This window comes from Erythrobacter sp. SN6-5 (assembly GCF_057364945.1).
This window is the reverse complement of record NZ_CP200282.1, coordinates 2214125-2236461: the sequence shown is the minus strand read 5'-3', so window position 1 is coordinate 2236461 and position 22337 is coordinate 2214125. Positions and strand designations below refer to the sequence as shown.

Sequence of the window (22337 nt, the reverse complement as noted above, 5' to 3'; positions counted from 1 at the left end):
ACGTCCCGCAAGGCGGGTACACTATCGTCGTTGCGGCGATGGGCCAATGCTGCTGATGGTGCATCAGAGCCCACGCTCCAGCGCTGAGTATGACGCGCTGATGAAAAAATGGAGCGACAGCTTCACCTGTATCGCGCCAGACACGCCCGGCTTTGGTCAATCCGAACCGCTACAGGGTAATCCTGAAATCGACGACTTCGCCGATGCATTGACGGAATTTCTACAAGTGCTCGGGGTGAAGCGGTGTGCGGCCTACGGTTTTCATTCCGGCGGAATTATCTTGGTCACCGCCTTAAAACGCCGCCCTGATTTGTTCTCCTCCCTCGCGATCGGTGGCTACGCGATCTGGACGGCGGAAGAGATGCGAGATCTTCGGGGAGCAATATCTGCCCGAATGGCACCCGTCCGACTATGGCGAGCACTTGACCTGGCTATGGAACCGGATGCTTGAGCAAAGCTGGATCTTCCCCTGGTTTGATCGACGTGAAGAGGCGCGACTTTCGGTCGCGCATGCAGACATTGCGCGCGTCAACCAAGCCGTCGCTGAAATGCTCGATGCGGGTAATGATTATAAAGCTGGTTATGGGGCGGTGCTGCGCGCGCCGCGCGACATACCAGCCGCCGACGCTGCCGTACCGCCGTGTCTGATCACAGCCTATGATGGCGATCCATTGCAGGCGCATATTGATCGACTGGGCGATATCCCAGCAGGCTGGAAGGCAGAGAAAGTCACAACGCCTGATGACCATCAAACCCGAAGCCTTGCATTCCTGCTGGCCAACGCCGGAAATGAAGAATGCCCGCAGCTAGCCGAAGATAACAACGAAGGTTGGCTGCAAATTGGCGACGGTTTGATCCATTGGCGCCGCGCTGATGCCACCTCAGGCGGCGGTAGACTGTTGCTGCACGGCCCGGCAGGCGAAATGGCCGAGCTTAGCCCAGAGCGACATTGCTATCGATGTGCCTGGCCATGGACAATCGAGTGATTTTGCAGACATACGCGGCACAATTAAGGCTGCTGCTGAGGCGCTAGTCGCCAGCGAAATTCTGTGGCCCGATCCGCCACAAGGCGACCCCGCTCAACTTTACCCGGACATGACGCCAGACCGATTTGGCCTTCATTTGCAACGCGCCTGGGGGGCGGCCCGCGCTGAGCAGTTTTTTGACCCCTGGTATGAAGCCAATGCTGCCCATGCCACTACACTTGATCCTGCCGGACTGGAACCACACGCCCTTCACGCCCGCGCCATCGCGCGAATTCGCGCCGGCGACGCGGCAAGTCGCTGGCACCAAACACTGATTGATAATGATGGAGCTCCCAATTGACGACTTACGCTGAGTTTTCCGCAAACATGCCTCTGCTCGCCCGTCACGAAGGCGTTTGGGACGGCACATACACCTATTTCAATGCGCAAGATGAGATGATCGATCAGCACGCCAGCCGCCTGTTGTGCCGGATGACGGGCGAAGACAACGTCCCCTATCATCAAACCAATCACTACACTTGGGCGGATGGCAAAACCGAGGTGCGCGAATTCCCAGCGACTTATCGTGAAGGTCGCATTTGGTGGGACAACGAACTGATCCAGGGCTGGGCTGCAGAGGTCCCACTCGATGAATATAACCGCACCATGATGCTTTACTGGCAGCGCACTGGCGATCCGTCCCTCTACCTCTACGAACAAATCCAAATTTCCGATGATGGTCAAAGCCGCTGCCGCACGTGGCACTGGATCCGCAACGGCGCGCTTGAAACACGCACGGCAATTCAAGAAAGCTTCGTGACGAAGGACTGGCGCGCCATTGATGCAGAGATGAAGGCCACGGTTTCCGCCTGATAGAAAGCCATCATGGGACACACGCTGTTTGAAAAGATATGGGAAACGCATGCGGCCGCACAAACCGCAGGCGGCTCTACCTTAATCGCGATTGATCGCGTGTTCCTGCACGAGCGCACCGGGGCAGCGGCGCTTAAGCGCATGGCTGAAATGAACCGTGCAGTGCGCGATCCGGCGCGTGTCTTTGCCGTCATGGATCACATCGTCGATACCAGGCCCGGACGCGGTGACGGCACTCTGATGCAAGGCGGTGAAGGCTTCATCACAGAGACCCGCGCCGCTTGCAGAGCGGCTGGGATCACTCTGTTTGATGTCAACGACCGCGATCAGGGGATCGTCCATGTGATCTCGCCTGAGCAGGGCATTGTCCTGCCCGGTGTCACGCTGGTTGCGCCTGACAGTCACACTTGCACACAAGGGGCCTTCGGCGCGCTCGCATGGGGCATCGGTTCGTCTGAGGCAGAGCACGCAATGGTCACCGGCACTTTGCGACTGGAAAAGCCCAAGACGATGCGCGTCACCTTTGATGGGACGCTGCAATCTGGGGTGACGGCAAAGGATATGATCCTGACGCTGATCGCTTCATATGGCGCAGGCGGCGGCGCGGGTCATGTGGTGGAATTTGCTTAAGCGAAACAGTGCGCGGACTCGACATGGAAGCACGCATGACACTCTGCAACATGGCAACCGAGTTTAGCGCAATGACCGGCCTGATCGCGCCTGATACTAAGACCTATGAATATCTCGCCGGACGCACCTATGCCCCGGCGTATTTCGATGATCCCTATTGGGCTGCGTTGAAGAGCGATGAGGATGCGGAATTCGATCAAGAGATTGTGATCGACGCGGGCGCAATTGCGCCAATGGTTAGTTGGGGTACCAGTCCCGAACACACGATCCCGGTCGATGGCAAGGTCCCGCATGGCCCGGCCCGTACGCATGAATACACTGGGCTGGATGCTGGCGCGCCATTGGCGGGAACGCCAATCGATGTGGCCTTCATCGGCAGTTGCACAAACAGCCGAATTTCCGACCTTCGCCGCGCCGCTCGGCTGCTTGATGGGCGCACGATTGCGCCCTCGATTAAAAAGGCGATGGTTGTCCCCGGCTCCCTCTCGGTCAAACGCCAAGCGGAAGCCGAAGGGCTGGACAAAGTGTTCCTTGCCGCAGGCTTTGAATGGCGCATGAGCGGCTGTAGCTTGTGCTTTTACGCAGGCGGAGAAGGCTTTCCTGAAGGCAGCCGAACAATCAGCAGCACCAATCGCAATTTCGAAGGGCGCCAAGGCCCCGGCATCAAGACACACATCGCCTCGCCCGAAACCGTCGCCGCCAGCGCCCTCGCGGGAGCGATCGCTGATCCGCGCGAATACATGCGCCAAGAGGAAGCCGCCGCATGAGCGCCTTTCCTCAGCCCCTCACCGGCATTGCAGCCCCGCTGGATGCAGGCGCATTGCGCGACAATGTCGATACCGATGCGATCATCCCAAGCCGCGAAATGCGCAGCACCGGCCGCACTGGCCTCGCCGACGGGCTGTTCGCACCGTGGCGTTATTCCGATGCGGATGCGCGCATCGAGAATCCGGATTTCGTGCTCAATCAACCAGAATTTCGTGACGCTTCCATCTTGTTATGCGGCGCGAACTTCGGATGCGGATCGAGCCGTGAACACGCCGTTTGGGCCCTCGCTGAATACGGTATCAAGGTAGTAATCGCAGAAAGCTTCGCACCGATTTTCTATGGCAATTGCATCCGCAATTTCGTCTTGCCAATCACGTTAGAACGCAGCGTGCTTACAGTCTTGACCGGGCGCGAGATCATTGTCGATCTGGCCGCGCAAACCGCTGATTGCGGCGATGCCACTTATTCCTTCGAGATCGATGTCGAGGCCAAGCAAATGCTGACCGAGGGGCTCGATGCGATTGACCTGACTTTGACCCAAGCGCAAGCGATCACGAACTGGACCGTCAGCGACAAAGCCGCGCGCCCGTGGATCTATCTGGAGCATTCAACATGACCGATATCCTTATCTCCGAAGTGGGCCCACGTGACGGCCTGCAATCGATTGATCGGGTCATGCCGCTGGAGGCGAAGAAACGCTGGATCGCTGCCGAGGCCGCTGCCGGGGTCAAGGAAATCGAAGTGGGTAGTTTCGTCCCGCCCAAACTGCTCCCGCAAATGGCCGACACGCCAGAGCTTGTCGCTTTTGCCAAAGGTATCGACGGTCTCACCGTCGTCACCCTCGTACCCAATGCCAAGGGCGCGCAGTTTGCTGCCGATGCCGGGGTTGATGGCATGAGCATCCCGTTTTCGATGAGTGAGACGCATTCGATCAAGAACGTGCGCAAAGACCACCCGGCCATGTTGGAGGAAATCCGCGCAGCCACCGCCATCGCCCGAGATCACGACATCCACTTTGCCGTCGGCCTCTCCACGGCATTCGGCTGCACCATGGAAGGCGCCGTCAGCGAAGATCAGGTCGTGCGTCTGGCTGAGCAAGCCGCGGAAGCAGGCGCAATGGAATTCAGCCTGTCCGACACCACCGGCTATGCCGATCCTGCACAGGTCCGCCGCCTAACCCGCAAAGTGAAAGCAGCGATCGGCGATGACATGCTCACCACCTTGCATCTGCACAACACGCGCGGGCTGGGCCTCGCCAATGTCGTCGCGGGTCTGGAAGAAGGCATCACCACGTTTGATTCCTCGCTGGGCGGCCTTGGCGGTTGCCCGTTCGCCCCCGGCGCCTCCGGCAATCTTGTTACCGAAGACCTTGTGCTGATGCTCAATTCCATGGGTTGCAAGACCGGGATTGATTTGGAGGCGCTGCTCAAAGTGCGCAGCATTGTCGAAGAGGCACTGCCGGGCGAGCCGCTCTATGGCTTCACGCCCGATGCCGGACCAATGCTGGATTACAAAGAAAGGGCCGCCGCATGAGCGATTCTCCGCAGCCTCTTGCCGGGATCACCGTTATCGAATTCACCCACATGGTGATGGGGCCAACGGTGGGTCATATTCTGGCTGGATTGGGTGCAGAAGTCGTTAGGGTAGAACCGATTGGCGGAGACCGCACACGCCGTTTGATCGGCTCCGGCTCCGGCTATTTCCCGATGTACAATCGCGGTAAGCAATCGATCTGCCTTGATCTCAAAAACGCAGACGGCATCGCCGTTGCCAAAGACCTGATCGCGAAGGCTGACGTGCTGGTCGAAAACTTCCGCCCAGGTGCGCTCGACCGGCTTGGTCTCAGCTATGAGGAATGCTCAGCAGACAATCCCGGTCTAATCTATTGCAGCGAGAAGGGCTTCCTCCCCGGCCCCTATGAAAACCGCACCGCGCTGGATGAAGTCGCGCAAATGATGGGCGGGCTTGCCTACATGACCGGTCAGCCGGGCAAGCCAACCCGCGCTGGCGCCAGCGTGATCGACGTGACTGGCGGAATGTTCGGCGTGATCGGTATTCTTGCTGCGCTGGAGCAACGCCACCGCACTGGTAAGGGACAAAAAGTCACCGCCAGCTTGTTTGAAACGACGATCTACCTCGTAGGCCAGCATATGGCGCAATACGCCGTCACCGGCACGCCCGCCGCCCCGATGCCCGCGCGCGTATCCGCCTGGGCGATTTACGATGTGTTTGAGACGAAGGACGAGCCGGTCTTCATCGGCGTAGTGACCGACGCGCTGTGGGAGAAATTCTGCAAGCTGTTCGGCCTCGATGATCTGTGGGCTGATGAGACACTGCGTGAGAACAATGCCCGCGTTCAGGCCCGCGATCAGATCCTGCCGCAAATCCGCACTCTGATCGGCGGGATGACCGCCGCAGAAGTGATCGGTAAGCTTGATGGCAGCGGCCTTCCCTTCGCGCCAATCGGCAAGCCTGAAGACATGTTTGACGATCCGCATCTCAATCAGGGTGGACTGGAAGATGTGACGCTCGACAATGGCACCGAGGTACGCCTGCCAACCATTCCGCTGGAAATGAACGGCAAACGAATTGGCGCACCTCAGCAACTGCCAAAGGCTGGTGCGGATCGAGCCGAAGTCCTGGCAGGGCTCGGTTATAGCCAGGAAAAAATATCTGAGCTTTTTGAAAGCGGAGCAGTAGGGAAGAACCAATGAGAAAGATGAAATTAGCCATATTGGCTACGGTTGCAACGATGATTGCGGGATGCAACGCGGCACCGCAATCGGAAGAGCAAGAGCAAGAGAAAGGATCAGCGCAAGCCGCCAATCGCGCGATGGAGGGGGTTGCGATTGATGGACGCCTCCCCACTGATATCCGCCGCGCTTCAATCGTCGTGCGCGATATGGAGCGCAGCCTCGAATTCTACCGCGACGTGCTGGGCCTCGAAGTCAACTATGACACCGTTGTGGAATTGTCGGGCGTGAATTTACCTGTTGGTGAACCGGGCGCAAAGGCTCGATTGGTGCTGCTCAACGGTAATGATCCGTATATCGGCTGGATCGGATTGCTACACCCGTTCGATCCTGTGCTTGAAGGCAATGACGAGCCATATGCGAAGCGCCTCGCGCCGGGAACTGCATTTCTGGTGGTAAACACTGATGATGCGGAAGCGACATGTGAGGCGGCGGTTAAGTTGGAGGGGGTGACCATGACTGGTCCAACCCGCCTGCAAGTCTATCCAGGCCGCGATGGAAGGCCCGATATCAATGTGCGGGGATGCAACGTGTTTGAGCCCAATGGCGTCGCGGTCGAGATCAACCAGTTGTTGAACTAACGGCGCAGGCCAGGATCACGATCTCAAATAACAAAGTCGATCGGCTGCGGCAGTTTGCTGCGGCCGATCACCATCTTCCCATGCAACGTTTCGATCTGTTTGCTACCCGTTTTCACGAATAGGAACGGCAGCAAGCCGTGAAGCACGCATGCAAAGCCGCCCAAAATCATTCGAACGCCGAACCCGCAAGCATGCCGCAAGTGCTGCCAATAGTTTTCGCCCACCGATTCTGGGTGCTCGGTAAAAAAACGTTTCATGGCTCAGGCTTCTCCAAAATTTCCGTCGTTCCGAGGCTTATAAGCTACCTTTCCGAAAAATATTTCCCAAATTTACCTCTCTTACGCTTGATTTGTGGTATTCTTTCATGGATATGGACAAAAATATAGAACTTGATTCTCTTGATTGGGCAATTCTCGCGATTCTTCAGCGAGATAGCGCGCAGCCTATTCACGCCATAGGAGAAGCTGTGGGCCTCTCCACCAATCCGTGTTGGCGGCGTATAAAGCGAATGGAGGACGCGGGCATAATTGATCGTAGGGTTGCGCTGCTCAACCCAGACAAGATTGGGCTCGGCACGACGGTGTTTGTCACGATCCGCATCAATCGCCATGATAGCGAATGGCTGAAGCTTTTTTCGCAAGGCGTCGCAGCAATCGACGAGATAATTGAATGTCACCGGATGGCAGGCGACATCGACTATATGCTGGTTCTACAGGTTCGCGATATCGGTGACTATGATCGTATCTATCAGCGGTTGATCGCAAAGGTGCCGGGATTGTCCGACGTTAGTGCCAGCTTCTCAATGGAACGGATTAAGCACATCACCGCCCTGCCCCGCCCGGCTTAACTATCCAGGATCGCGAGCACCGCATTCGCTGTTACAGGAGCCGCTTCGTCCAGAACCGCGCGGGTTATGTTGAGACGTTCCACCAGCTTTACCCCCTGGATTAGACCTGCCGCGCGGCGTGTTGCCTCAAGCAGGCCCGATTGCGATGCCAATACAGTGACATCGCCACTTACCCGAGCAAGACGATCCTCCAACGGGTAGCTGAAACCGGCATGGAAACCGGCATTCATCGCCTCACCGTGCCGCAGTTGTTCTACAAACATAGCAAAACTGCGGTCCATCCCCTGGCTTTCGATCCTACGCATAACGCCGCGCTCCCAAGCTGGGGCCAACGAAGACAAATCAGTCGTAAAACTAGGCGGTGTCCCATTGCTTTCCAGAAAACTTTTCCGTGTGTCTGACGGAAACCCTGGAACATCACACAACACCATTCGGCGAACCATGCCTGGAGCGATCAGTGACAGCTCTGTCGCGACTAACGTGCCCGTATGAAATCCGAATAGGTCAACCGGCCCTTCCCCACACAAGGACTTGATCACAGCGGCCATCGCTTTGGCGTAGTCATCGATGGATGCTTGAGCTGAGAAAGGATGAGATCCCCCGTGCCCCGGGAAATCGGGAGCGATCACTCGGCGATCTTTCGCCAGGTGCGGCAAGATATTGGTGAAGGCAAGCCCGCTAAAGGGCGCAGGATGCAAGCAGATCAGAGGCGGAGCGCCCCCTTGCTCTCCCGCCTCACGGAAATGGATTTGGCCATCTGGCCCATTACGATAGCCGCAGGTAATCATGTCAAGAATATTGCCACAGCGAATGACAATGTGAAAGACACCAAAGTTGCCACGACCACCGGGGCCAGGGTTTTCCACCCCGCGTCCAGCAACAACTCCAGGCGGGATCGCATCGCCGTGGCGGTCACCGCTAGCAGCAGGCACCCCTTGGACAGGTTGAGCGACGCTTCGGTTGCCTGATCCGGGACCGCGACGAAGCTGTTTACGATCACCACAAGGAAGAAGACGGGTATGAACCACGGCAGCGCGACCCGTTTTGCTGCTCCCTCTGCTTTGGGGTTACCAGTCCGCGTGATCCACCATGCGATCAATGCAACCATCGGCGCCAGCATTGCCACGCGCGACAACTTTACCACGGTCGCGCTTGCCCCTGCTGCATCGCTATAACTGTACCCCCCGCCAATGGCCTGTGCCGCATCATGCACGGATGCGCCGATCAGGAATCCCGCCTGCGCATCAGACAATCCAACCGATTGCGCGATCGCTGGGTATGTCGACATGGCGATAGCGCTAGCCACAGCCACCCCAACAAGGGTGACGGAAAAGCGTGTCTGGTCCAACCGATCTTTCCCAATCACTCCGTACAAAGCAAGCGCGGCAGAGGCTCCGCAAATCGCGGTTGCGCCGCCGACCAGAATACCAGTTTCGCGCTGTTCGCCGAGCACTCTTGCGGTCACCACTGCACTGGCAAAGGTAACAATCATCACCAACACCAAGCTCGAGCAAACGCAAGCCAGCCTAGCTCGGCAACCTGCGCAAATGTTACTTGCAGGCCAAGCAATACCAGTCCTGCCTGCAACAGGTAACGCGAAGCAAGATCTAGCCCGGGCGCAGTCCGTTCGACCTCAGCTAGAAAGCTTAGGGCAAGCCCGATCAGAAGTCCGAGCAAAATGATCGGGAAGCCATAATGCTCCGCCAGCCATGCGGCCGCCAACGATGCCGTCCCGCATGCCGCAAGGCCTGGGAGGTAATCAAGGAAATGCAGCTTGGCCGTCGCTGGCGGTTCATAGAGCTCGCCAAAAAGATCGCCCGCATAAAAATCAGGCGTGCTCTGTTTCATCGGCCACTTCCATTGAGGCGGGCGATCTGGTCACCATAAAGCCGCCTTGTCATTGGCATCATGGCGAGTGGGATAATCGCAAAGATGAATGGCACAGTAGCAACCGCTAGCCGTAACTCATCCTCCCCGAACACAAGGCTCGATAACTCACCCACCATAATCGGACCGAGTGAACCGAACCAACTGATCGCGAGATAATACAGCGCAACGACTTGACCACGAATTTGAGCCAGCGTGATAACAAGCAAAGCCGTGACACCGATTGCCGAGACGATGCCGATCCCCACAGTGTTGACACACAATATCAGGAAGGCCAGCTCAGCGCTGGGCATGAACATCGGCAAAGCTGCCGTTGGAACCATGATGAAAAACCCGATATACATCAAACGCAAGGCCGCATCGGGAACCCCCTTAGTTGTCCAGCTGTCTGAAATCGTGCCCATCAACATCATGTTGAGCGGACCGATAATCAGCAACGCAATGCCATTGAAAGTCGCATAAGTTTGCGGCGACCATCCCCAAGTCCGCTCAAAAACCGGGGCAAGAAACCCTTGACTATACGCAATCGCAGTCATGCAACAGACGACCATCACGAAACCAAAATATAGCGCAAAATTATCAAAGATGTATCGGAACGCATCGGCAATCCCGTTTCCGGCAATTACGTCTTCGCTCGTTTGAGCAGGGCGTCTGATTGGTTCGCGAACGAAGAAGAACAGAGCCGCAAAAAACAGCCCCGGCAGGCCAACGACAATCAGGGTAAAACGCCACGGTTCCAACTCACCAAACAGCGGTAAGCTTTGGGTGCCGCTGGCCGCCGTCCAGGCGATGACCGCACCCGATAGCAGTGAAGCAAGCCCCGCTCCTATCGGTAGTGCACTCGAATAGAACGCAATCGGCTTACCGCGTTTTTCCGGCGGAAAACTGTCTCCAATCATTGAGAATGTAGCAGGGCTAAGTGTTGCCTCTCCCACGCCCACGCCCATGCGAGCCGTAAACAACTGAGCGAAGCTTTTCGCGGTGCCCGTTGCCACGGTGGCCGCCGACCACAGTGCCATGCCGATAGCGACAATCCACGTACGCCGCCCGCGGTCAATCATCCATCCCATGAAGATGCCGACGAAACCATATACAATTGTGAAGGCAGACAGGAGCCAACCAATCGCCCTGTCCGACAATCCAAACTCGGCCTTTATCGGCTCGATCAGCAAACCAAGAATATAGCGATCAACGAAGCTGAAGATATAGGCCAGAGTTAGCAGGACGACGAGCGTCCAGCCAGCAACGGCACTGGGGTAAGGCTTGTCCTCAGCGTTCACTTCTGCTCCATCTTGGGCAACTGCCTCAGCGCTCACTCGTCGGCTCCCAAAATCTTGTAGATCACGACTAGATTGTCGTCGAAATCAACGATCCCAATCTCCCGGCCCACACGGCCATCGCCGGTCTTGAGCACTTCCTCCTCATAGACCGTAAGGCCAAGATCTCGCGCACCAGCCATCACAGCGTCCGGGTCTTGTGTTTCCAACACGATGGCATTGCGGCGCGGATGCGGAACCGGCTCCAGCACAATTCCCTTAATCTCAGTCAACGCCATGACACGTTGTTGGTTAGGCAGGCTAAGAGTAACGAAGCCAAGCGTCGCCTCTGTCGGAATGGCAAAGACGGGCCGTGAGTAACTGTCCGGATTGTCGCCCAAACGATACTCAACCTCAAAACCCAGCACCCCTTCGTAAAAGGTCAGTGCGCGGTCGAGATCGGCAACAACAAAATTGCCGCGTTGAAATCGGACGGGAGGTTTGTCACTCATAGCCATTCCTTAGGTTCGCCGCGTACGCTGCAGCATTGGACGCCCACATTGGCGCCAAAATAGAGATTTGCGAGGGCCCGTGGCATAGCGCCAAAACCCTCTTCGATATCTTGCACAGGTTTCAATCGGCCATCGGCAACCCAGCCTGCAATGTCACCCATTACTTGATCCCATCGATCAATGTGATTGTAGACGAAGAAGCCCCGCATAACGCTGTCGGTTGCACGTAGGCGCGTGTAGTTGGATAGCATGAACGGCTCTTCACGGGTGTATTCGCTGATCGAACCGCACAATACAATGCGGGCATGCATGCGCAGACGTTCAAGACACGCCTCCAGTGTCTCCCCACCGACATTGTCGAAATAGAGATCGATACCATCGGCGCGCAGTTCATCTAGCTTCGCCTCAATATCGTCTGCCTTGTAATCGATCGCCGCACGGCAGCCATGCTCCCGGATAAAGGCGCATTTTTCTGCGCCTCCAGCAATGCCTACAACATCGCAGCCAACCACATTTGCGGCCATTTGGCTGACCATTGAACCAACCCCGCCTGCGGCACCAGACAAGACCATTCGATCGCCTTCACGCGGATCGCCGCAAGCGAACAAACCTGCATGCGCGGACAGGCCAGTCATCCCGAGAACGCCTGCTCCCAGTGCTGCGGGAAGACCGTTGTTCGGCATGCGAAAGAATTTTTCTTGCCGGGTCATCTTGCTGACCTTGTAGGTTTGCCAGCCGATCTGGCCCTGCACGACTTCACCCTCTCGCCAATCCGGGTGACGCGATTTGACAACTTGCGCGACCCCGCGCCCGTGAATCACATCGCCCGGGCCAAGTGTGGCATCACCCGTCCGCGCTGTTCCTTGCATATAAAACCGCATAACCGGGGCCAGGCCGAGATAATGCGTGCGTAGCAGCACCTCGCCCTCCCCCGGCTCCGGGATTGGCTCCGCATGCCAGGCAAAATCATCGGGCACGACATTGCCTTGCGGCCGGTGCGCAATACGCCATTGATAATTGGCATCATCGTCTATGATGTGGTCCGCATGTGCATCAAAGGCAGAAAGGACCGCCAAATGGCTCACCCTTCATGCACTCGCACCAATTGATTTACCTCAAAGAAATAGCCGTCCAGATCCCACAAACTTGCGCCGACCATGTCCTTGACCTTGCCGTCTGCGCCGGTAACCGACCAGTCGTTGGGTTCAGCATGAATGCGCGATCCATGGGCTCTGGCCCGTTCAATCGTAGCGCGGCAATCCTCGGCAGCGACAACGAAAACCGGGCTGCCGAAAGCGATCTCTGTCGGAACCTCAGATGGAATATCCGTCCGCTTGGGATCGACCCATTCCAGCAGGCCGATCATGCCAATCGTGTCGTGTTCTGCCTGCATAATAATCAGGCGGGTCTGATCGCCCTTGCTACCGGCTGCAAGCTGGTTGCCCGACAATGTGAACGGCACATCCATCCAGCGTTTCATGCCGAGTACGTTTTCATACCAATCTGCTGCCTTGTCGGCATCACGCACCATCAATGTGGTCCGCTTTATAATATCAACCATTGAGCGCATCCTTAATGCTTGCTGCCTCGATCAACAGCACCTGACAATCAGCTATTCCTTCGCGAAGCTTCTTCGCTTCGCCATATTCTGGGCTGTCCCAAAATGCCTTGGCCGCGGCCTTGTCAGGCCATTCGGAAATAACCATCGAGGCCCCGTCCCCAAAATCACCTTCAAGCAATTCTGCCCCAGGCCCGCGTAGGATATATTTACCGCCGAACTTTGCGACCAGTGCGCTCAAGCAGTGGCACCGTAACCTTCAATGAAGGCATCGCGGTCAGCGATCTTTGCGGTAACGATCATGTAAGCAGGCACAGAATTCTCCTATTTCGGCCAGCGCGTCTTTTCGCGCAGATAGCATCCAGCATCCTTGGTATCGGTGGCCCGAATATCGAGCGCTCCATAATTGCCTGTCGCAACGCGCAGCATTATCTCAGCGCTTGCTCTGCGCAATGTTCGCCAATCCGAAGCTTGCTCCTTGAGACCATGCCTTAGAACGGTTTCACCGCGCCCAGGAAACACACGCTCGCGATGGTTATCCAATAGATATACGCAGAGATCCGCGCCTGGCCGATTTCCCTTGCCAGTGCTGCCTCCTGCTCTGCGTCAGGCCCCATTGCGAGTATCCTGAATCGCTCGGTCCAACGCCGCATGACCAGGCGAAGAAACAAACCAATGCAAAGGGCAAAAGCATACATAATCATTTTGGCTGGATACCAGTGATTTCCCTCACCCACCTCAATCGGGCCGTTGCCACTCAGCGCCATCAAACCGAACAGCACGAGAGCTGCGATCAAAGGGTAGCGCAGCAATTCTTCTGTGCGAGAGATTTTGACGCCAATATCTGTTTCGCGCTTGATGAAGGCCCCCCAGGTCATCCCCAGCCATGCCGCGAAGAAGAGCCACATCCACCAGACACCCGATCCATCGAGCATCGGCACAAAACCGAAGAGCTTGCCCATATGCAGCCCGAGCGGGAGCAACAGAACAATGCCCGTGCGTGCGAGAATATCGATGCGATAGGCCGTTTCCATATGCCGTTTGCGCTCTTCGAGCGACAACGCCGGGTTCGTCACATGATAGCTGGTCTGAAAGACACCCCACTCACCGCCGAGCCAATAGACCATGGCCAGAATATGCACCCAGCGCAGAATGCTAAGCTCGTGCAATTCCAAGAATTCCATTTCCCCTCCCGTTCGCAGCAGACTGCTGGCTCAGTTAGCTCTTTGAAAGCCGATCCACGATCTCCATGATTGGCGGATCTTCAGCCTCCATCGCTTCGACTTCTTGCTGGAAGCCGCGCATAATCCGAGAGACATATGCCTTTGTTGCTAGCCCGCGTTCTTCACCTTCTTCGCGTGTAGGCATGAAAGTTTCAACGTCTTCACGGGTTAGCGAGCCGTTCTTTTCAAGGAGGCGCTCAACCGTGTCTTGCCGTTCACGCAAAGCGGAAACTTCAGCGGCCAAAGCGAACACAACGGAATAGAGGCGATCGAGCGCGGGGTCCTCAAAATACTCAGGACGTTTACCTTTGGCTCGGCGTCCGGACGCAAGGACCCAGTCGAAATCTTCATTGTTCATGCTGCAACCGCCTGCGTCTCGCCTTTCCAGGCACCATAGGCGTTCCAGATCGCCGCGCGGCCGAAATCTTCCTCACCCTCGTCAGGAGATGGCGGAAAAATCTCTGGATCGACTACGGCGCGAACACCGACCGTGAATTGATTTTCGCGATCAAAGCCTGCTTCAGCCATCACCTGCTTAAGGTCTTGCGAGTGCATCGCGGTCCAGAAAGGCTCGTTGTTATTAAAGGCGTCCCAATCGCGCATGAACTGCTCGAACAAGGGCATTTCATCAGAGTATTGAGGTTGTTCAATGTGGAAGATCAGGCCGCCTGGCGCGAGCACACGGTGGGCCTCGGCCAAAAGCTTTGGCATCGCCTTGGCGGACAGCTCGTGCAGGAACATAGTGGTTTGCACCCAGTCAAAATGACCGTCAGTCCAACGCGATAAATCCTCGCCAGATGCTTGGACAAATTTGATGTTTGTCACACCCATCGAGGCTGCACGAGCCGCCGCATATCGCAGGCTCGCGCCAGCAGTGTCGATGGCGATGACCTCTGCATCAGGATAAGCCAGTGCAATTGGCACGGCATTGTGACCAACGGTACAGCCAATATCTAGAATCCGCTTAGGCGACCAATCTGGACGCTCTTTCTTGGCCCATTCAACAACGGCCTGCCCACCGCCATCGTTAAGTCCGCCAAGCGCGCCACCCGTTGTCGCAAACAGGCCAACATCATAATTGGCACCCATCGTCACGTCGCCAGGCACTTCTTCGCTGTGATAACCACCCGGCTGACAATGAATATCTACCGCAGTCTGGTAGTGTGGTTGCTCAATAGCCGGGTCGAGCTCAAGCATATTGGAATGCTCATTATACTGCCTGGCCAACGCATTGAGTTCATCAATCTGGCGAAGCACGATCTGACGGCCATTGTGTTGTCGCATCTCCATCGAATTACGTTTCAACGCGGACCATGTTCGATGCCAGCCATTCTGATTCATTGCATCGCGGATCTCATAGCGATGCTCTGGATCTCGGCCATGCTCTGCGCGGAACGAGGGCAAAGCACGCTTTTCATAGGCCAGCTTGTTACCCGCCCCGATGGCACCGGAGACATAACGATTGAAATGAGTGAGGAAATTGAAGCGCGCAGCTTCGTCATGCTGAGGCTTCGGCAGCATAGGATGGCGTGTTAGAGCGGTATAAGGGGGCGGCAGATCGGAAGACATCTTTTGATCCTAAATAATTTGTCCGGACAAATTTGAAGCAAGCTCTTCTGGCTGTCAACGCCTCAATAGACAGAAAACGCATAAAACCGAATTCGGTTTTTGAAATTCATCACTGATCCCAGGCAAAGAATATCGTCGATCGTGTGTGGATGCGGATTGTTGATCGGGGGCGCAGCGATTAGGCAAAGACAGATAGTAGAGTTTGCAATCACATTGAAATGTGATACCTCGCAGATATGAGCACATCAACAATCACACGCGTTCGCACACTCGTCGAAAATGGCGAGATGACCAAAGCCAGCCTCGCCCGCGCCGCTGGCCTCCATGCTAACACTCTGCGCGACTGCGCAGATGAGGACTGGAATCCCACCACGGAGACGCTGACCAAATTAGAAGCGTTCCTTAATGCCAATGATGAGCGCCCTGTTCTGGTCGGAATCGAAGAGATCATCGACGAAGCGCGCAATGGCAAGATGTACATCCTCGTCGATGATGAAGACCGCGAGAACGAAGGCGATCTGATCATCCCGGCGCAAATGGCGACACCCGCCGCGATCAACTTCATGGCGACGCACGGACGCGGCCTCATCTGCCTCTCACTAGACAAGGCGCGGGTTGATCAACTGGGTCTGGAGCCAATGAGCCGCAACAATAAGGAAAGCATGCAGACCGCTTTCACGATCTCCATCGAGGCGAAAGAAGGCGTGACCACCGGCATCTCTGCGGCGGACCGCGCGCGCACTGTCTCGGTTGCGATTGATGCGACCAAGGGTCCGGACGATATCGTCACGCCTGGCCATGTCTTCCCTCTGACCGCTCGCGATGGCGGCGTGCTAGTGCGTGCTGGCCATACCGAGGCGGCCGTGGACATTTCACGCCTTGCAGGTCTCAACCCCAGCGGCGTGATTTGCGAAATCATGAACGACGATGGCTCGATGGCGCGGCTTGATGATCTGGTGACATTCGCCCGCAAGCATGACCTGAAGATTGGGACAATCCGCGACCTCATCGCTTATCGCATGCGCAATGACCATCTGGTTGAGCGACTGGACGAACGCGCGTTCGATTCCGACTATGGCGGGCAGTGGCGCATGATTACCTATCGCAACACCGTGTCTGAAAACGAAGCCTACGTCTTGCAAAAGGGCCACATTCAGCCCGGCGAGCCGACCATCGCCCGCGTTCACCCGATCTCGGTGTTTGACGATGTGCTGGGCCAGCCTGGCCCGCGTAAACGCACCTTGCAACGCGCGATGCAGGCGATTGGCGAGCATGGCTCTGGCATTATCGTGATCCTGACCGGCCGGGTCGGATCAAGCGGCGAATACACCGCCGATGAGGCCAATCGCAACGTCGGCATCGGGTCACAAATCCTCGCCGATCTGGGCGTTGACGATATGATACTGCTATCCAATTCACAGCCCAACGTCGTGGCGATCGAGGGTTACGGCCTGAACATCGTCGGGCACCATCCCATTCCGGAGTAAAGATAATGGCCCGCATTCTGATCGTCGAAGCACGCTTCTATGCGCATCTAAATGACATGCTGATCACCGGCGCGAAGGCCGCGATTGAGGCCGCCGGACACGAGGCGGAAGTGCTCACTGTGCCAGGTGCACTCGAGATCCCAGGCGCGATTGCACTCGCGGTGGAGGGCGGAGGCTATGACGCCTTTGTCGCGATTGGCGTGGTGATCCGCGGCGAAACCTATCACTTTGAGATCGTGGCCGGGGAAAGCGCACGGGCGATTATGGCGTTGACCATGGATGGCATTCCAATCGGCAATGGCATCATCACTACCGAGAACGAAGCACAAGCGCTGGAGCGCGCCAATCCCGCAGCGAAGGACAAGGGCGGCGAAGCGGCGAAGGCGGCGCTAGCTCTGCTGGACCTGACGCAGAGGTTCCCACGCTGACACTAAAAAGGGGAAAAAGCTGTGCCAATTTCGAACTATAGGGCGAAAACTACGTAGTTTCCCTCTGTAGATTTTATGAAGGCATTAGGTTGAATTGGCAGCCATCAATTCAGCGCGTGTTGCAGTCCGCGGGACGATGTAGATGACCTTCAAATTGGGATCGATTTGTTTTGACCGCTCAAGAGAACGCAATCCAGGCTGAGATTGCGCCGATTATCATGACCCTAGAGGCACAGCTATCGAATCTGGACAGGATCGGTGCATTTATTGCCGCTGCACATGTTGATGCTGCGATCACCAAGCTGCGCATGGATTACATGTCAGGAATAGAAGGACCAAAACCGCCCACACGCCCGCATGCGTAATCACACGTAAAGCCAAACTTATTCCGCTCCATTATGGAGAGAAGCAAGGGCTACACAGGGCGACCGGGGGCAAACCGTTCAACCATTCTTCAAGCCCATATGTGCAAGGAGGATTGCTTGGTTCGGCCGAGTTCCACATCTCTCACCATGGCTATGCTGAGCTGACCATGGATGAAGCTCGCAGATCAACTTTATCAGACCGCAACATGTCAGACGACCATGTGACAGATAATGCTCTGACCGATCAGAGCGCAACCGATGAGCGTGCCCCCTCCAATCCGCAGACCAGCATCAATCGAGTGATCCCCGAACGAGTGCATCCCAACCAAGCTACGGTAACCTTGCACCCGTAGCAGACCAGTTAATCGCCATTGCAGAGCAGTTGCGCTCTGGCGATCAGGCAGCGGTCTTCGCTTCGCTCACCGGCGGGGAGGACAGGGCCAGCACAAACGCCGATGCCTGGAATGAGGGAGCCCCTGCCCCGATCTCAGACGCACCTCAAAGCGCCCCAGCAACCTTATCAGCCCGGCGGCGCAGCTACGCGCTCATGGCGCGCAAGGCGTACGATGTGCGGCGCACACGCGGCACCTTCTTCGGCGATCCTGATCTGTTTGGAGAGCCTGCGTGGGACATATTGCTCGACCTATACGTTGCGCATGTCGACGATAAGTCCGTCTCTGTCTCCAGCGCCTGCATTGGCTCCGCTGCTCCACCCACCACCGGGCTGCGCTGGCTTGGTGTGCTGGCGGAACAAGGCCTCATTCTGCGCGAACAAGACGCAGAGGATCAACGCCGCATTTTGGTGCGGCTGAGCGACACCGGATTGAAAGCGATGGATCGCTATTTTGAAGAGGCGATGAAGCGCGGCGCGACCTAGTCACCGCATATCAGCTCAGCCTCACGTCACTGTCAGGCTTAAGCGCTCAGCGAACCAAAACAGCCCATTCCCGCATAGTCTGCGCTTGCGCCCAGCTCTTCCTCGATTCGGATCAATTGGTTGTATTTCGCGAGGCGGTCAGAGCGCGCCAATGAGCCAGTTTTGATCTGCCCGCAATTGGTCGCAACCGCCAGATCAGCGATGGTGGAATCCTCGGTTTCACCAGAACGGTGGCTCATTACCGAGGTGTAGCTCGCGCGGTGCGCCATATCGACCGCTGCCAGAGTTTCGGTGAGCGTTCCGATCTGGTTGACCTTCACCAACAGGGAGTTCGCCAGCCCCTTGGCAATGCCCATTTCCAAGCGTTCTGGATTGGTCACGAACAGATCGTCGCCAACGAGCTGAACTGTGTCGCCGACCGCCTGTGTCAGAGCCGCCCAGCCGTCAAAATCGTCCTCGTCCATGCCGTCTTCGATGGAGCGGATCGGATAGTCTGCGCACAGTTTCGCCAGATAGTCGGCCATGCCCGGACCATCGAGCGACACGCCCTCGCCGGAGATTTCATATTTGCCATCGCGGTAAAATTCAGTCGCGGCGCAATCAAGCGCGAGAACCACGTCTTTGCCAGGGGTAAAGCCGGCCTGCTCCACCGAGGCCATGATGAAATCGAGCGCCGCACGTGTGCTCGCCAGATCAGGGGCAAAGCCGCCTTCATCACCTACGGATGTCGCCAGGCCTTTGTCTGCCAGACCTTTTTTCAGCGTGTGGAAAATCTCAGAGCCCCAGCGAACCGCCTCGGCCAGGGTTGGCGCGCCAACTGGCATCACCATGAATTCCTGAATGTCGATCGGATTGTCCGCGTGCTCGCCGCCATTGATGATGTTCATCATCGGCACCGGCAGGCGGTGGGCCGAGACCCCGCCAAGATAAGAGAACAGTGGCATGCCGCGCGCATTCGCCGCCGCTTTCGCAACCGCCAAGCTTACACCCAGGATTGCGTTCGCGCCGAGGCGGCCCTTATTCTCCGTGCCGTCCAAAGCGATCATCGCCATGTCGATATCGCGCTGATCCTCGGCGTGCAGGCCGTCCAGCATTTCCGCGATTTCGCCGTTAACCGCATCGACCGCTTTCAGCACGCCTTTGCCCTTGTAACGCGCCGCATCACCATCTCTCAGCTCAACCGCTTCATAGGCGCCCGTCGATGCCCCGGAGGGCACCGCAGCGCGCCCAAAGCTGCCGTCGTCCAGCAACACATCCACTTCAACGGTTGGGTTGCCCCGGCTGTCCAGAATTTCGCGGCCGTGCAGATCAATAATCGCAGTCATGTTTTGCTCCGGAGAGAATGTGTTGTATATTACTAAGACACCCCCATATAGTGGGAGCAAATGCGCTCTATGCTTCGGATCAATTCCGCGCAAGGCGCGTTGGACTATTGAAGCGAATGTGCCCCTATACATTCGCTGTGAATACGTATCTGGAGGATCAAAACAGACCAATGGCTGACGCAAAGAAAACCAAACCCACCGCGAAGAGCGGCAAAGCCCCAGCTAAACGCACCCCAGCGAAAAAGGCATCCACTGCAAAGAAGGCTGCACCAAAGAAAGCCGCGCCAAAGAAAACGGGCGCGACCGCGAAATCAGCTGAGAAAATGCCTACCGTGCCGGTTGAAACTGGCAGCGAGCACCGTACTGAGGCGAAGAGCCGCTTTAACGCAGCGCTAGAAGAGGCCAAAGCAGGCGCAGCCGCACTGCGCGCTGAGGCCGGAACGCGCGCTGGATCTTATCGGGAGAATGCAATGAACAAGAGTGACGATTTGGTGGCAGATGCCAAAGCTTACGGCGATCAGGCCAAAACCAAGGCCAATGAGCTTGCCACGGAAGGCAAAGCCGCGACCAGCGACGCAATCGCATCGGTTGGCCGCGTGGTTGGCGATACAGCTGCTCAAATTGATGAGCGTTTTGGCGAGCAATATGGCGATTATGCGCGCAAAGCCTCTCAAAGCTTGGTCGAAGCCTCAGCAAAGCTCGACGCGAAAAGCGTGGACGAGCTGGGCGAAGATGCCCGCGAAATGGTCCGCAAGAGTCCCGGCGTTGCCGTTGGTCTGGCCGCCGTTGCAGGCTTCCTGATCGCGCGCATGTTCCGCGGCTCTAACGATTAATCTGCGCTTGCTAGGGGCTGTGCATGCGCGATGAGGAACAGCCAAACCGTCTGGGAGACGATGCGAATTCTCACCCAGACGCCGCGCCAGCGGGCCAGAGCCCGGTGGACGGACAGGCTGTGTCTGATGACGCTGACACCCCCTTGCCCGACAACACAGATGACAATGAATTCAGCGAATCTCTAACCGAAGAGATTGCCGCGCTGATCGATGACGGCCGCACCTATGCCGAGGCAGAGCTTGCGTTCCAAAAACGGCGTGCAAGCTTGGCCGGTCGCAAGATCGGCGGTGCAGTTGTCTTTGCGATCCTGGCGCTTATCCTGCTGCATTTGATGTTCATCGCCTTGGCCGTCGGCATGGTCATCGCACTGGAGCCGTTGGTCACAATCTGGGGCGCAATCAGCATAGTCGTCGGCGTTCTGCTGCTCGGCGTGATCGGCTTGCTGCTGCTGGTTCGCAGCAATGCTCTGGGTCTAGTCGCGCTGTTCAAGGGCGATGACGACGCATGAGCAAGCTGGATGAGCAATTCCTTGAAGACCGCGAACTGCGCAACGCAGCCCTCGCCGCGCTAAAAGATGACATCACGCACCTGAAGACCGGCCTATCCGGCAAAGGTCTGGCAGAGCGCACCGTCCGCCGCATCGGCACTGGCGCGAAAGATGCGCTGGGCGATGCTGGCGAGACAGCCAGCGACAATCGCGGCATTATAGCGGCATTGTTTGGCGCCATCGCTCTATGGTTTGCACGCGGCCCGATCCTCGAAGGGCTAGGCCTGGAGCTGATCGGAGCTGGCGAAGAAGATGGAGCAGACGAGGATAACCTTGAGGCAGAAGCCTTAAAGCACGGCACATTGGATGATGGCGAGGCAATCGCCGAGACTGAACAGGTCGCAGATGACGCAGCCCCTTCCCCCGAGGGTGCGCTCAGCGAGACAATATCCGGAGACGACAATGACTGACACAGGCGACAAGCGCGACGAGCTGCGCGCCAAAATCGAAGCCAGCGAGCGCCGCAATGCAAAACGCAGCATTGGCGATGATGCGGCGGAGGCGGCGAGCGCAGCGGGCGAGTTCATCAAGAAGAACCCGGCCGTGGCTATTGGCGGTGCAGTCGCAGCGGGCCTTGCGATTGGTATGATGACCAAGCCGGGCCGCCGTGCGGCTGGCAAAGCGGCCAAGGGCGCGGTCAGCGGTGCGAAAAAAGGCGCGGAAAGCATCAAGACCGCTTCTCTGACCAGTGCCAAAAAGCGCAGCAACGAGGTACTCTCGCTGCTTGGCGATGCTGTGATCGCATATGGGATCAAGGCCATCGATAGCGCGATGGATGCCGCACAAAACGGCCAGGATGCGATCGAAGACCTGAGCGATGCCGGAACCGCCAAAGCGCGCGAGCTAAAGCGCGACGCCAGCCATGTAGTCGGCAGTGCCAGTGACACAACGCGCGCGATCTCTCGCCGGGCGACACGCAAGGCAGAACGCGCCGTGCGAGACATCAAGGGCCGCGTTACCCGCTGAGCCCTCTTGCGAAACCCTACCCACCAAACCAGGTGTTAATGCGCAGGACTTGCACCCAGCCACGCTTGCTTTAAGGGGCGCGGAGA

General features: G+C 57.1%; 31 protein-coding genes and 1 pseudogene. 19 read left to right on the top strand and 13 right to left on the bottom strand.

Annotated elements, in window-relative coordinates; translation table 11 throughout:
* Positions 1 to 46 precede the first annotated feature (46 nt).
* The 9 genes and pseudogenes from AC0V6Z_RS11125 to AC0V6Z_RS11085 all read left to right on the top strand — a co-directional run bounded on the left by AC0V6Z_RS11125 (position 47) and on the right by AC0V6Z_RS11085 (position 6570).
* Positions 47 to 451, top strand: coding sequence for an alpha/beta fold hydrolase (locus AC0V6Z_RS11125; RefSeq protein ID WP_472638555.1), 405 nt, complete (start codon positions 47 to 49; stop codon positions 449 to 451).
* Positions 423 to 986, top strand: a complete 564-nt coding sequence (locus AC0V6Z_RS11120) for a hypothetical protein (protein ID WP_472638554.1) — start codon at positions 423 to 425, stop codon at positions 984 to 986. Before AC0V6Z_RS11125 ends, AC0V6Z_RS11120 begins: the two co-directional genes overlap by 29 nt.
* Positions 961 to 1326, top strand: coding sequence for a hypothetical protein (locus AC0V6Z_RS11115; protein WP_472638553.1), 366 nt, complete (start codon positions 961 to 963; stop codon positions 1324 to 1326). Before AC0V6Z_RS11120 ends, AC0V6Z_RS11115 begins: the two co-directional genes overlap by 26 nt.
* Positions 1323 to 1838, top strand: a complete 516-nt coding sequence (locus tag AC0V6Z_RS11110; RefSeq protein WP_472638552.1) for a DUF3598 family protein — start codon at positions 1323 to 1325, stop codon at positions 1836 to 1838. Before AC0V6Z_RS11115 ends, AC0V6Z_RS11110 begins: the two co-directional genes overlap by 4 nt.
* Before the next feature lie 12 nt (positions 1839 to 1850).
* Positions 1851 to 3235: pseudogene (locus AC0V6Z_RS11105) on the top strand (3-isopropylmalate dehydratase large subunit).
* The gene (leuD, locus tag AC0V6Z_RS11100; protein ID WP_472638551.1) at positions 3232 to 3852 is read left to right on the top strand and encodes a 3-isopropylmalate dehydratase small subunit; all 621 of its coding nucleotides are present in this window, start codon (positions 3232 to 3234) and stop codon (positions 3850 to 3852) included. The pseudogene AC0V6Z_RS11105 and the gene leuD overlap by 4 nt, the downstream one beginning before the upstream one ends.
* A complete protein-coding gene (locus AC0V6Z_RS11095; RefSeq protein ID WP_472638550.1) occupies positions 3849 to 4769 on the top strand; it encodes a hydroxymethylglutaryl-CoA lyase in 921 nt (306 codons plus the stop codon). The genes leuD and AC0V6Z_RS11095 overlap by 4 nt, the downstream gene beginning before the upstream one ends.
* Positions 4766 to 5950 (top strand): CaiB/BaiF CoA transferase family protein, encoded by a 1185-nt coding sequence (locus AC0V6Z_RS11090; RefSeq protein ID WP_472638549.1) that lies wholly within the window; start codon positions 4766 to 4768, stop codon positions 5948 to 5950. The genes AC0V6Z_RS11095 and AC0V6Z_RS11090 overlap by 4 nt, the downstream gene beginning before the upstream one ends.
* Entirely contained in the window at positions 5947 to 6570 is a 624-nt protein-coding gene (locus AC0V6Z_RS11085; protein ID WP_472638548.1) for a VOC family protein, read from the top strand. The genes AC0V6Z_RS11090 and AC0V6Z_RS11085 overlap by 4 nt, the downstream gene beginning before the upstream one ends.
* Positions 6571 to 6593: 23 nt before the next feature.
* On the opposite strand, the gene AC0V6Z_RS11080 is transcribed toward AC0V6Z_RS11085, so the two are convergent.
* Entirely contained in the window at positions 6594 to 6827 is a 234-nt protein-coding gene (locus AC0V6Z_RS11080) for a DUF6356 family protein (protein WP_472638547.1), read from the bottom strand.
* A gap of 113 nt (positions 6828 to 6940) precedes the next feature.
* Between AC0V6Z_RS11080 and AC0V6Z_RS11075 the strand changes: the two genes are divergently transcribed.
* Positions 6941 to 7417, top strand: coding sequence for an Lrp/AsnC family transcriptional regulator (locus AC0V6Z_RS11075; RefSeq protein WP_472638546.1), 477 nt, complete (start codon positions 6941 to 6943; stop codon positions 7415 to 7417).
* Here AC0V6Z_RS11075 and AC0V6Z_RS11070 read toward each other — a convergent pair.
* The 11 genes from AC0V6Z_RS11070 to AC0V6Z_RS11020 all read right to left on the bottom strand — a co-directional run bounded on the left by AC0V6Z_RS11070 (position 7414) and on the right by AC0V6Z_RS11020 (position 15422).
* Entirely contained in the window at positions 7414 to 8205 is a 792-nt protein-coding gene (locus tag AC0V6Z_RS11070; RefSeq protein ID WP_472638545.1) for an alpha/beta fold hydrolase, read from the bottom strand. The two genes, AC0V6Z_RS11075 and AC0V6Z_RS11070, sit on opposite strands and share 4 nt — an antisense overlap.
* Positions 8202 to 8909, bottom strand: a complete 708-nt coding sequence (locus AC0V6Z_RS11065) for a YeiH family protein (RefSeq protein WP_472640896.1) — start codon at positions 8907 to 8909, stop codon at positions 8202 to 8204. Before AC0V6Z_RS11065 ends, AC0V6Z_RS11070 begins: the two co-directional genes overlap by 4 nt.
* The gene (locus AC0V6Z_RS11060) at positions 8909 to 9265 is read right to left on the bottom strand and encodes a putative sulfate exporter family transporter (RefSeq protein ID WP_472638544.1); all 357 of its coding nucleotides are present in this window, start codon (positions 9263 to 9265) and stop codon (positions 8909 to 8911) included. Before AC0V6Z_RS11060 ends, AC0V6Z_RS11065 begins: the two co-directional genes overlap by 1 nt.
* Positions 9262 to 10620, bottom strand: a complete 1359-nt coding sequence (locus tag AC0V6Z_RS11055; protein WP_472638543.1) for an MFS transporter — start codon at positions 10618 to 10620, stop codon at positions 9262 to 9264. Before AC0V6Z_RS11055 ends, AC0V6Z_RS11060 begins: the two co-directional genes overlap by 4 nt.
* The gene (locus AC0V6Z_RS11050; RefSeq protein WP_472638542.1) at positions 10617 to 11072 is read right to left on the bottom strand and encodes a VOC family protein; all 456 of its coding nucleotides are present in this window, start codon (positions 11070 to 11072) and stop codon (positions 10617 to 10619) included. The genes AC0V6Z_RS11055 and AC0V6Z_RS11050 overlap by 4 nt, the downstream gene beginning before the upstream one ends.
* Entirely contained in the window at positions 11069 to 12148 is a 1080-nt protein-coding gene (locus AC0V6Z_RS11045) for an NADP-dependent oxidoreductase (protein ID WP_472638541.1), read from the bottom strand. The genes AC0V6Z_RS11050 and AC0V6Z_RS11045 overlap by 4 nt, the downstream gene beginning before the upstream one ends.
* A 5-nt stretch (positions 12149 to 12153) precedes the next feature.
* Positions 12154 to 12633: a VOC family protein gene (locus AC0V6Z_RS11040; RefSeq protein WP_472638540.1), complete on the bottom strand. Its 480-nt coding sequence runs from the start codon at positions 12631 to 12633 to the stop codon at positions 12154 to 12156.
* Positions 12626 to 12871 carry a DUF1330 domain-containing protein gene (locus tag AC0V6Z_RS11035; protein ID WP_472638539.1) on the bottom strand — a complete coding sequence of 82 codons (246 nt, stop codon included), beginning with the start codon at positions 12869 to 12871 and terminating at the stop codon, positions 12626 to 12628. Before AC0V6Z_RS11035 ends, AC0V6Z_RS11040 begins: the two co-directional genes overlap by 8 nt.
* Positions 12872 to 13121: 250 nt before the next feature.
* The gene (locus AC0V6Z_RS11030) at positions 13122 to 13814 is read right to left on the bottom strand and encodes a hypothetical protein (RefSeq protein ID WP_472638538.1); all 693 of its coding nucleotides are present in this window, start codon (positions 13812 to 13814) and stop codon (positions 13122 to 13124) included.
* Between the two features lie 34 nt (positions 13815 to 13848).
* The gene (locus AC0V6Z_RS11025; RefSeq protein WP_472638537.1) at positions 13849 to 14211 is read right to left on the bottom strand and encodes a hypothetical protein; all 363 of its coding nucleotides are present in this window, start codon (positions 14209 to 14211) and stop codon (positions 13849 to 13851) included.
* Positions 14208 to 15422, bottom strand: coding sequence for a class I SAM-dependent methyltransferase (locus tag AC0V6Z_RS11020; protein ID WP_472638536.1), 1215 nt, complete (start codon positions 15420 to 15422; stop codon positions 14208 to 14210). The genes AC0V6Z_RS11025 and AC0V6Z_RS11020 overlap by 4 nt, the downstream gene beginning before the upstream one ends.
* A 236-nt stretch (positions 15423 to 15658) precedes the next feature.
* Between AC0V6Z_RS11020 and ribB the strand changes: the two genes are divergently transcribed.
* The 5 genes from ribB to AC0V6Z_RS10995 all read left to right on the top strand — a co-directional run bounded on the left by ribB (position 15659) and on the right by AC0V6Z_RS10995 (position 18579).
* Positions 15659 to 16909, top strand: a complete 1251-nt coding sequence (ribB, locus tag AC0V6Z_RS11015) for a 3,4-dihydroxy-2-butanone-4-phosphate synthase (protein ID WP_472638535.1) — start codon at positions 15659 to 15661, stop codon at positions 16907 to 16909.
* A gap of 5 nt (positions 16910 to 16914) precedes the next feature.
* On the top strand, positions 16915 to 17337 hold the full coding sequence (ribH, locus tag AC0V6Z_RS11010) for a 6,7-dimethyl-8-ribityllumazine synthase (protein ID WP_472638534.1): 423 nt from the start codon (positions 16915 to 16917) through the stop codon (positions 17335 to 17337).
* A 170-nt stretch (positions 17338 to 17507) separates the two neighbouring features.
* Positions 17508 to 17702 (top strand): hypothetical protein, encoded by a 195-nt coding sequence (locus AC0V6Z_RS11005; RefSeq protein WP_472638533.1) that lies wholly within the window; start codon positions 17508 to 17510, stop codon positions 17700 to 17702.
* A gap of 113 nt (positions 17703 to 17815) precedes the next feature.
* Positions 17816 to 18055: a hypothetical protein gene (locus AC0V6Z_RS11000; protein WP_472638532.1), complete on the top strand. Its 240-nt coding sequence runs from the start codon at positions 17816 to 17818 to the stop codon at positions 18053 to 18055.
* A 215-nt stretch (positions 18056 to 18270) separates the two neighbouring features.
* The gene (locus AC0V6Z_RS10995) at positions 18271 to 18579 is read left to right on the top strand and encodes a hypothetical protein (protein ID WP_472638531.1); all 309 of its coding nucleotides are present in this window, start codon (positions 18271 to 18273) and stop codon (positions 18577 to 18579) included.
* A 38-nt stretch (positions 18580 to 18617) separates the two neighbouring features.
* On the opposite strand, the gene eno is transcribed toward AC0V6Z_RS10995, so the two are convergent.
* Positions 18618 to 19904, bottom strand: coding sequence for a phosphopyruvate hydratase (gene eno / locus AC0V6Z_RS10990; protein ID WP_472638530.1), 1287 nt, complete (start codon positions 19902 to 19904; stop codon positions 18618 to 18620).
* 170 nt (positions 19905 to 20074) lie between these two features.
* Here eno and AC0V6Z_RS10985 point away from each other — a divergent pair, with 170 nt between their 5' ends.
* The 4 genes from AC0V6Z_RS10985 to AC0V6Z_RS10970 are packed head-to-tail and all read left to right on the top strand — an operon-like array spanning position 20075 to position 22251.
* Complete coding sequence (locus tag AC0V6Z_RS10985) at positions 20075 to 20737, top strand: hypothetical protein (protein ID WP_472638529.1); 663 nt, start codon at positions 20075 to 20077, stop codon at positions 20735 to 20737.
* A 23-nt stretch (positions 20738 to 20760) separates the two neighbouring features.
* A complete protein-coding gene (locus AC0V6Z_RS10980) occupies positions 20761 to 21246 on the top strand; it encodes a phage holin family protein (RefSeq protein ID WP_472638528.1) in 486 nt (161 codons plus the stop codon).
* Positions 21243 to 21695: a hypothetical protein gene (locus tag AC0V6Z_RS10975; protein WP_472638527.1), complete on the top strand. Its 453-nt coding sequence runs from the start codon at positions 21243 to 21245 to the stop codon at positions 21693 to 21695. The genes AC0V6Z_RS10980 and AC0V6Z_RS10975 overlap by 4 nt, the downstream gene beginning before the upstream one ends.
* Positions 21688 to 22251 (top strand): hypothetical protein, encoded by a 564-nt coding sequence (locus AC0V6Z_RS10970; RefSeq protein ID WP_472638526.1) that lies wholly within the window; start codon positions 21688 to 21690, stop codon positions 22249 to 22251. The genes AC0V6Z_RS10975 and AC0V6Z_RS10970 overlap by 8 nt, the downstream gene beginning before the upstream one ends.
* Positions 22252 to 22337: the final 86 nt, after the last annotated feature.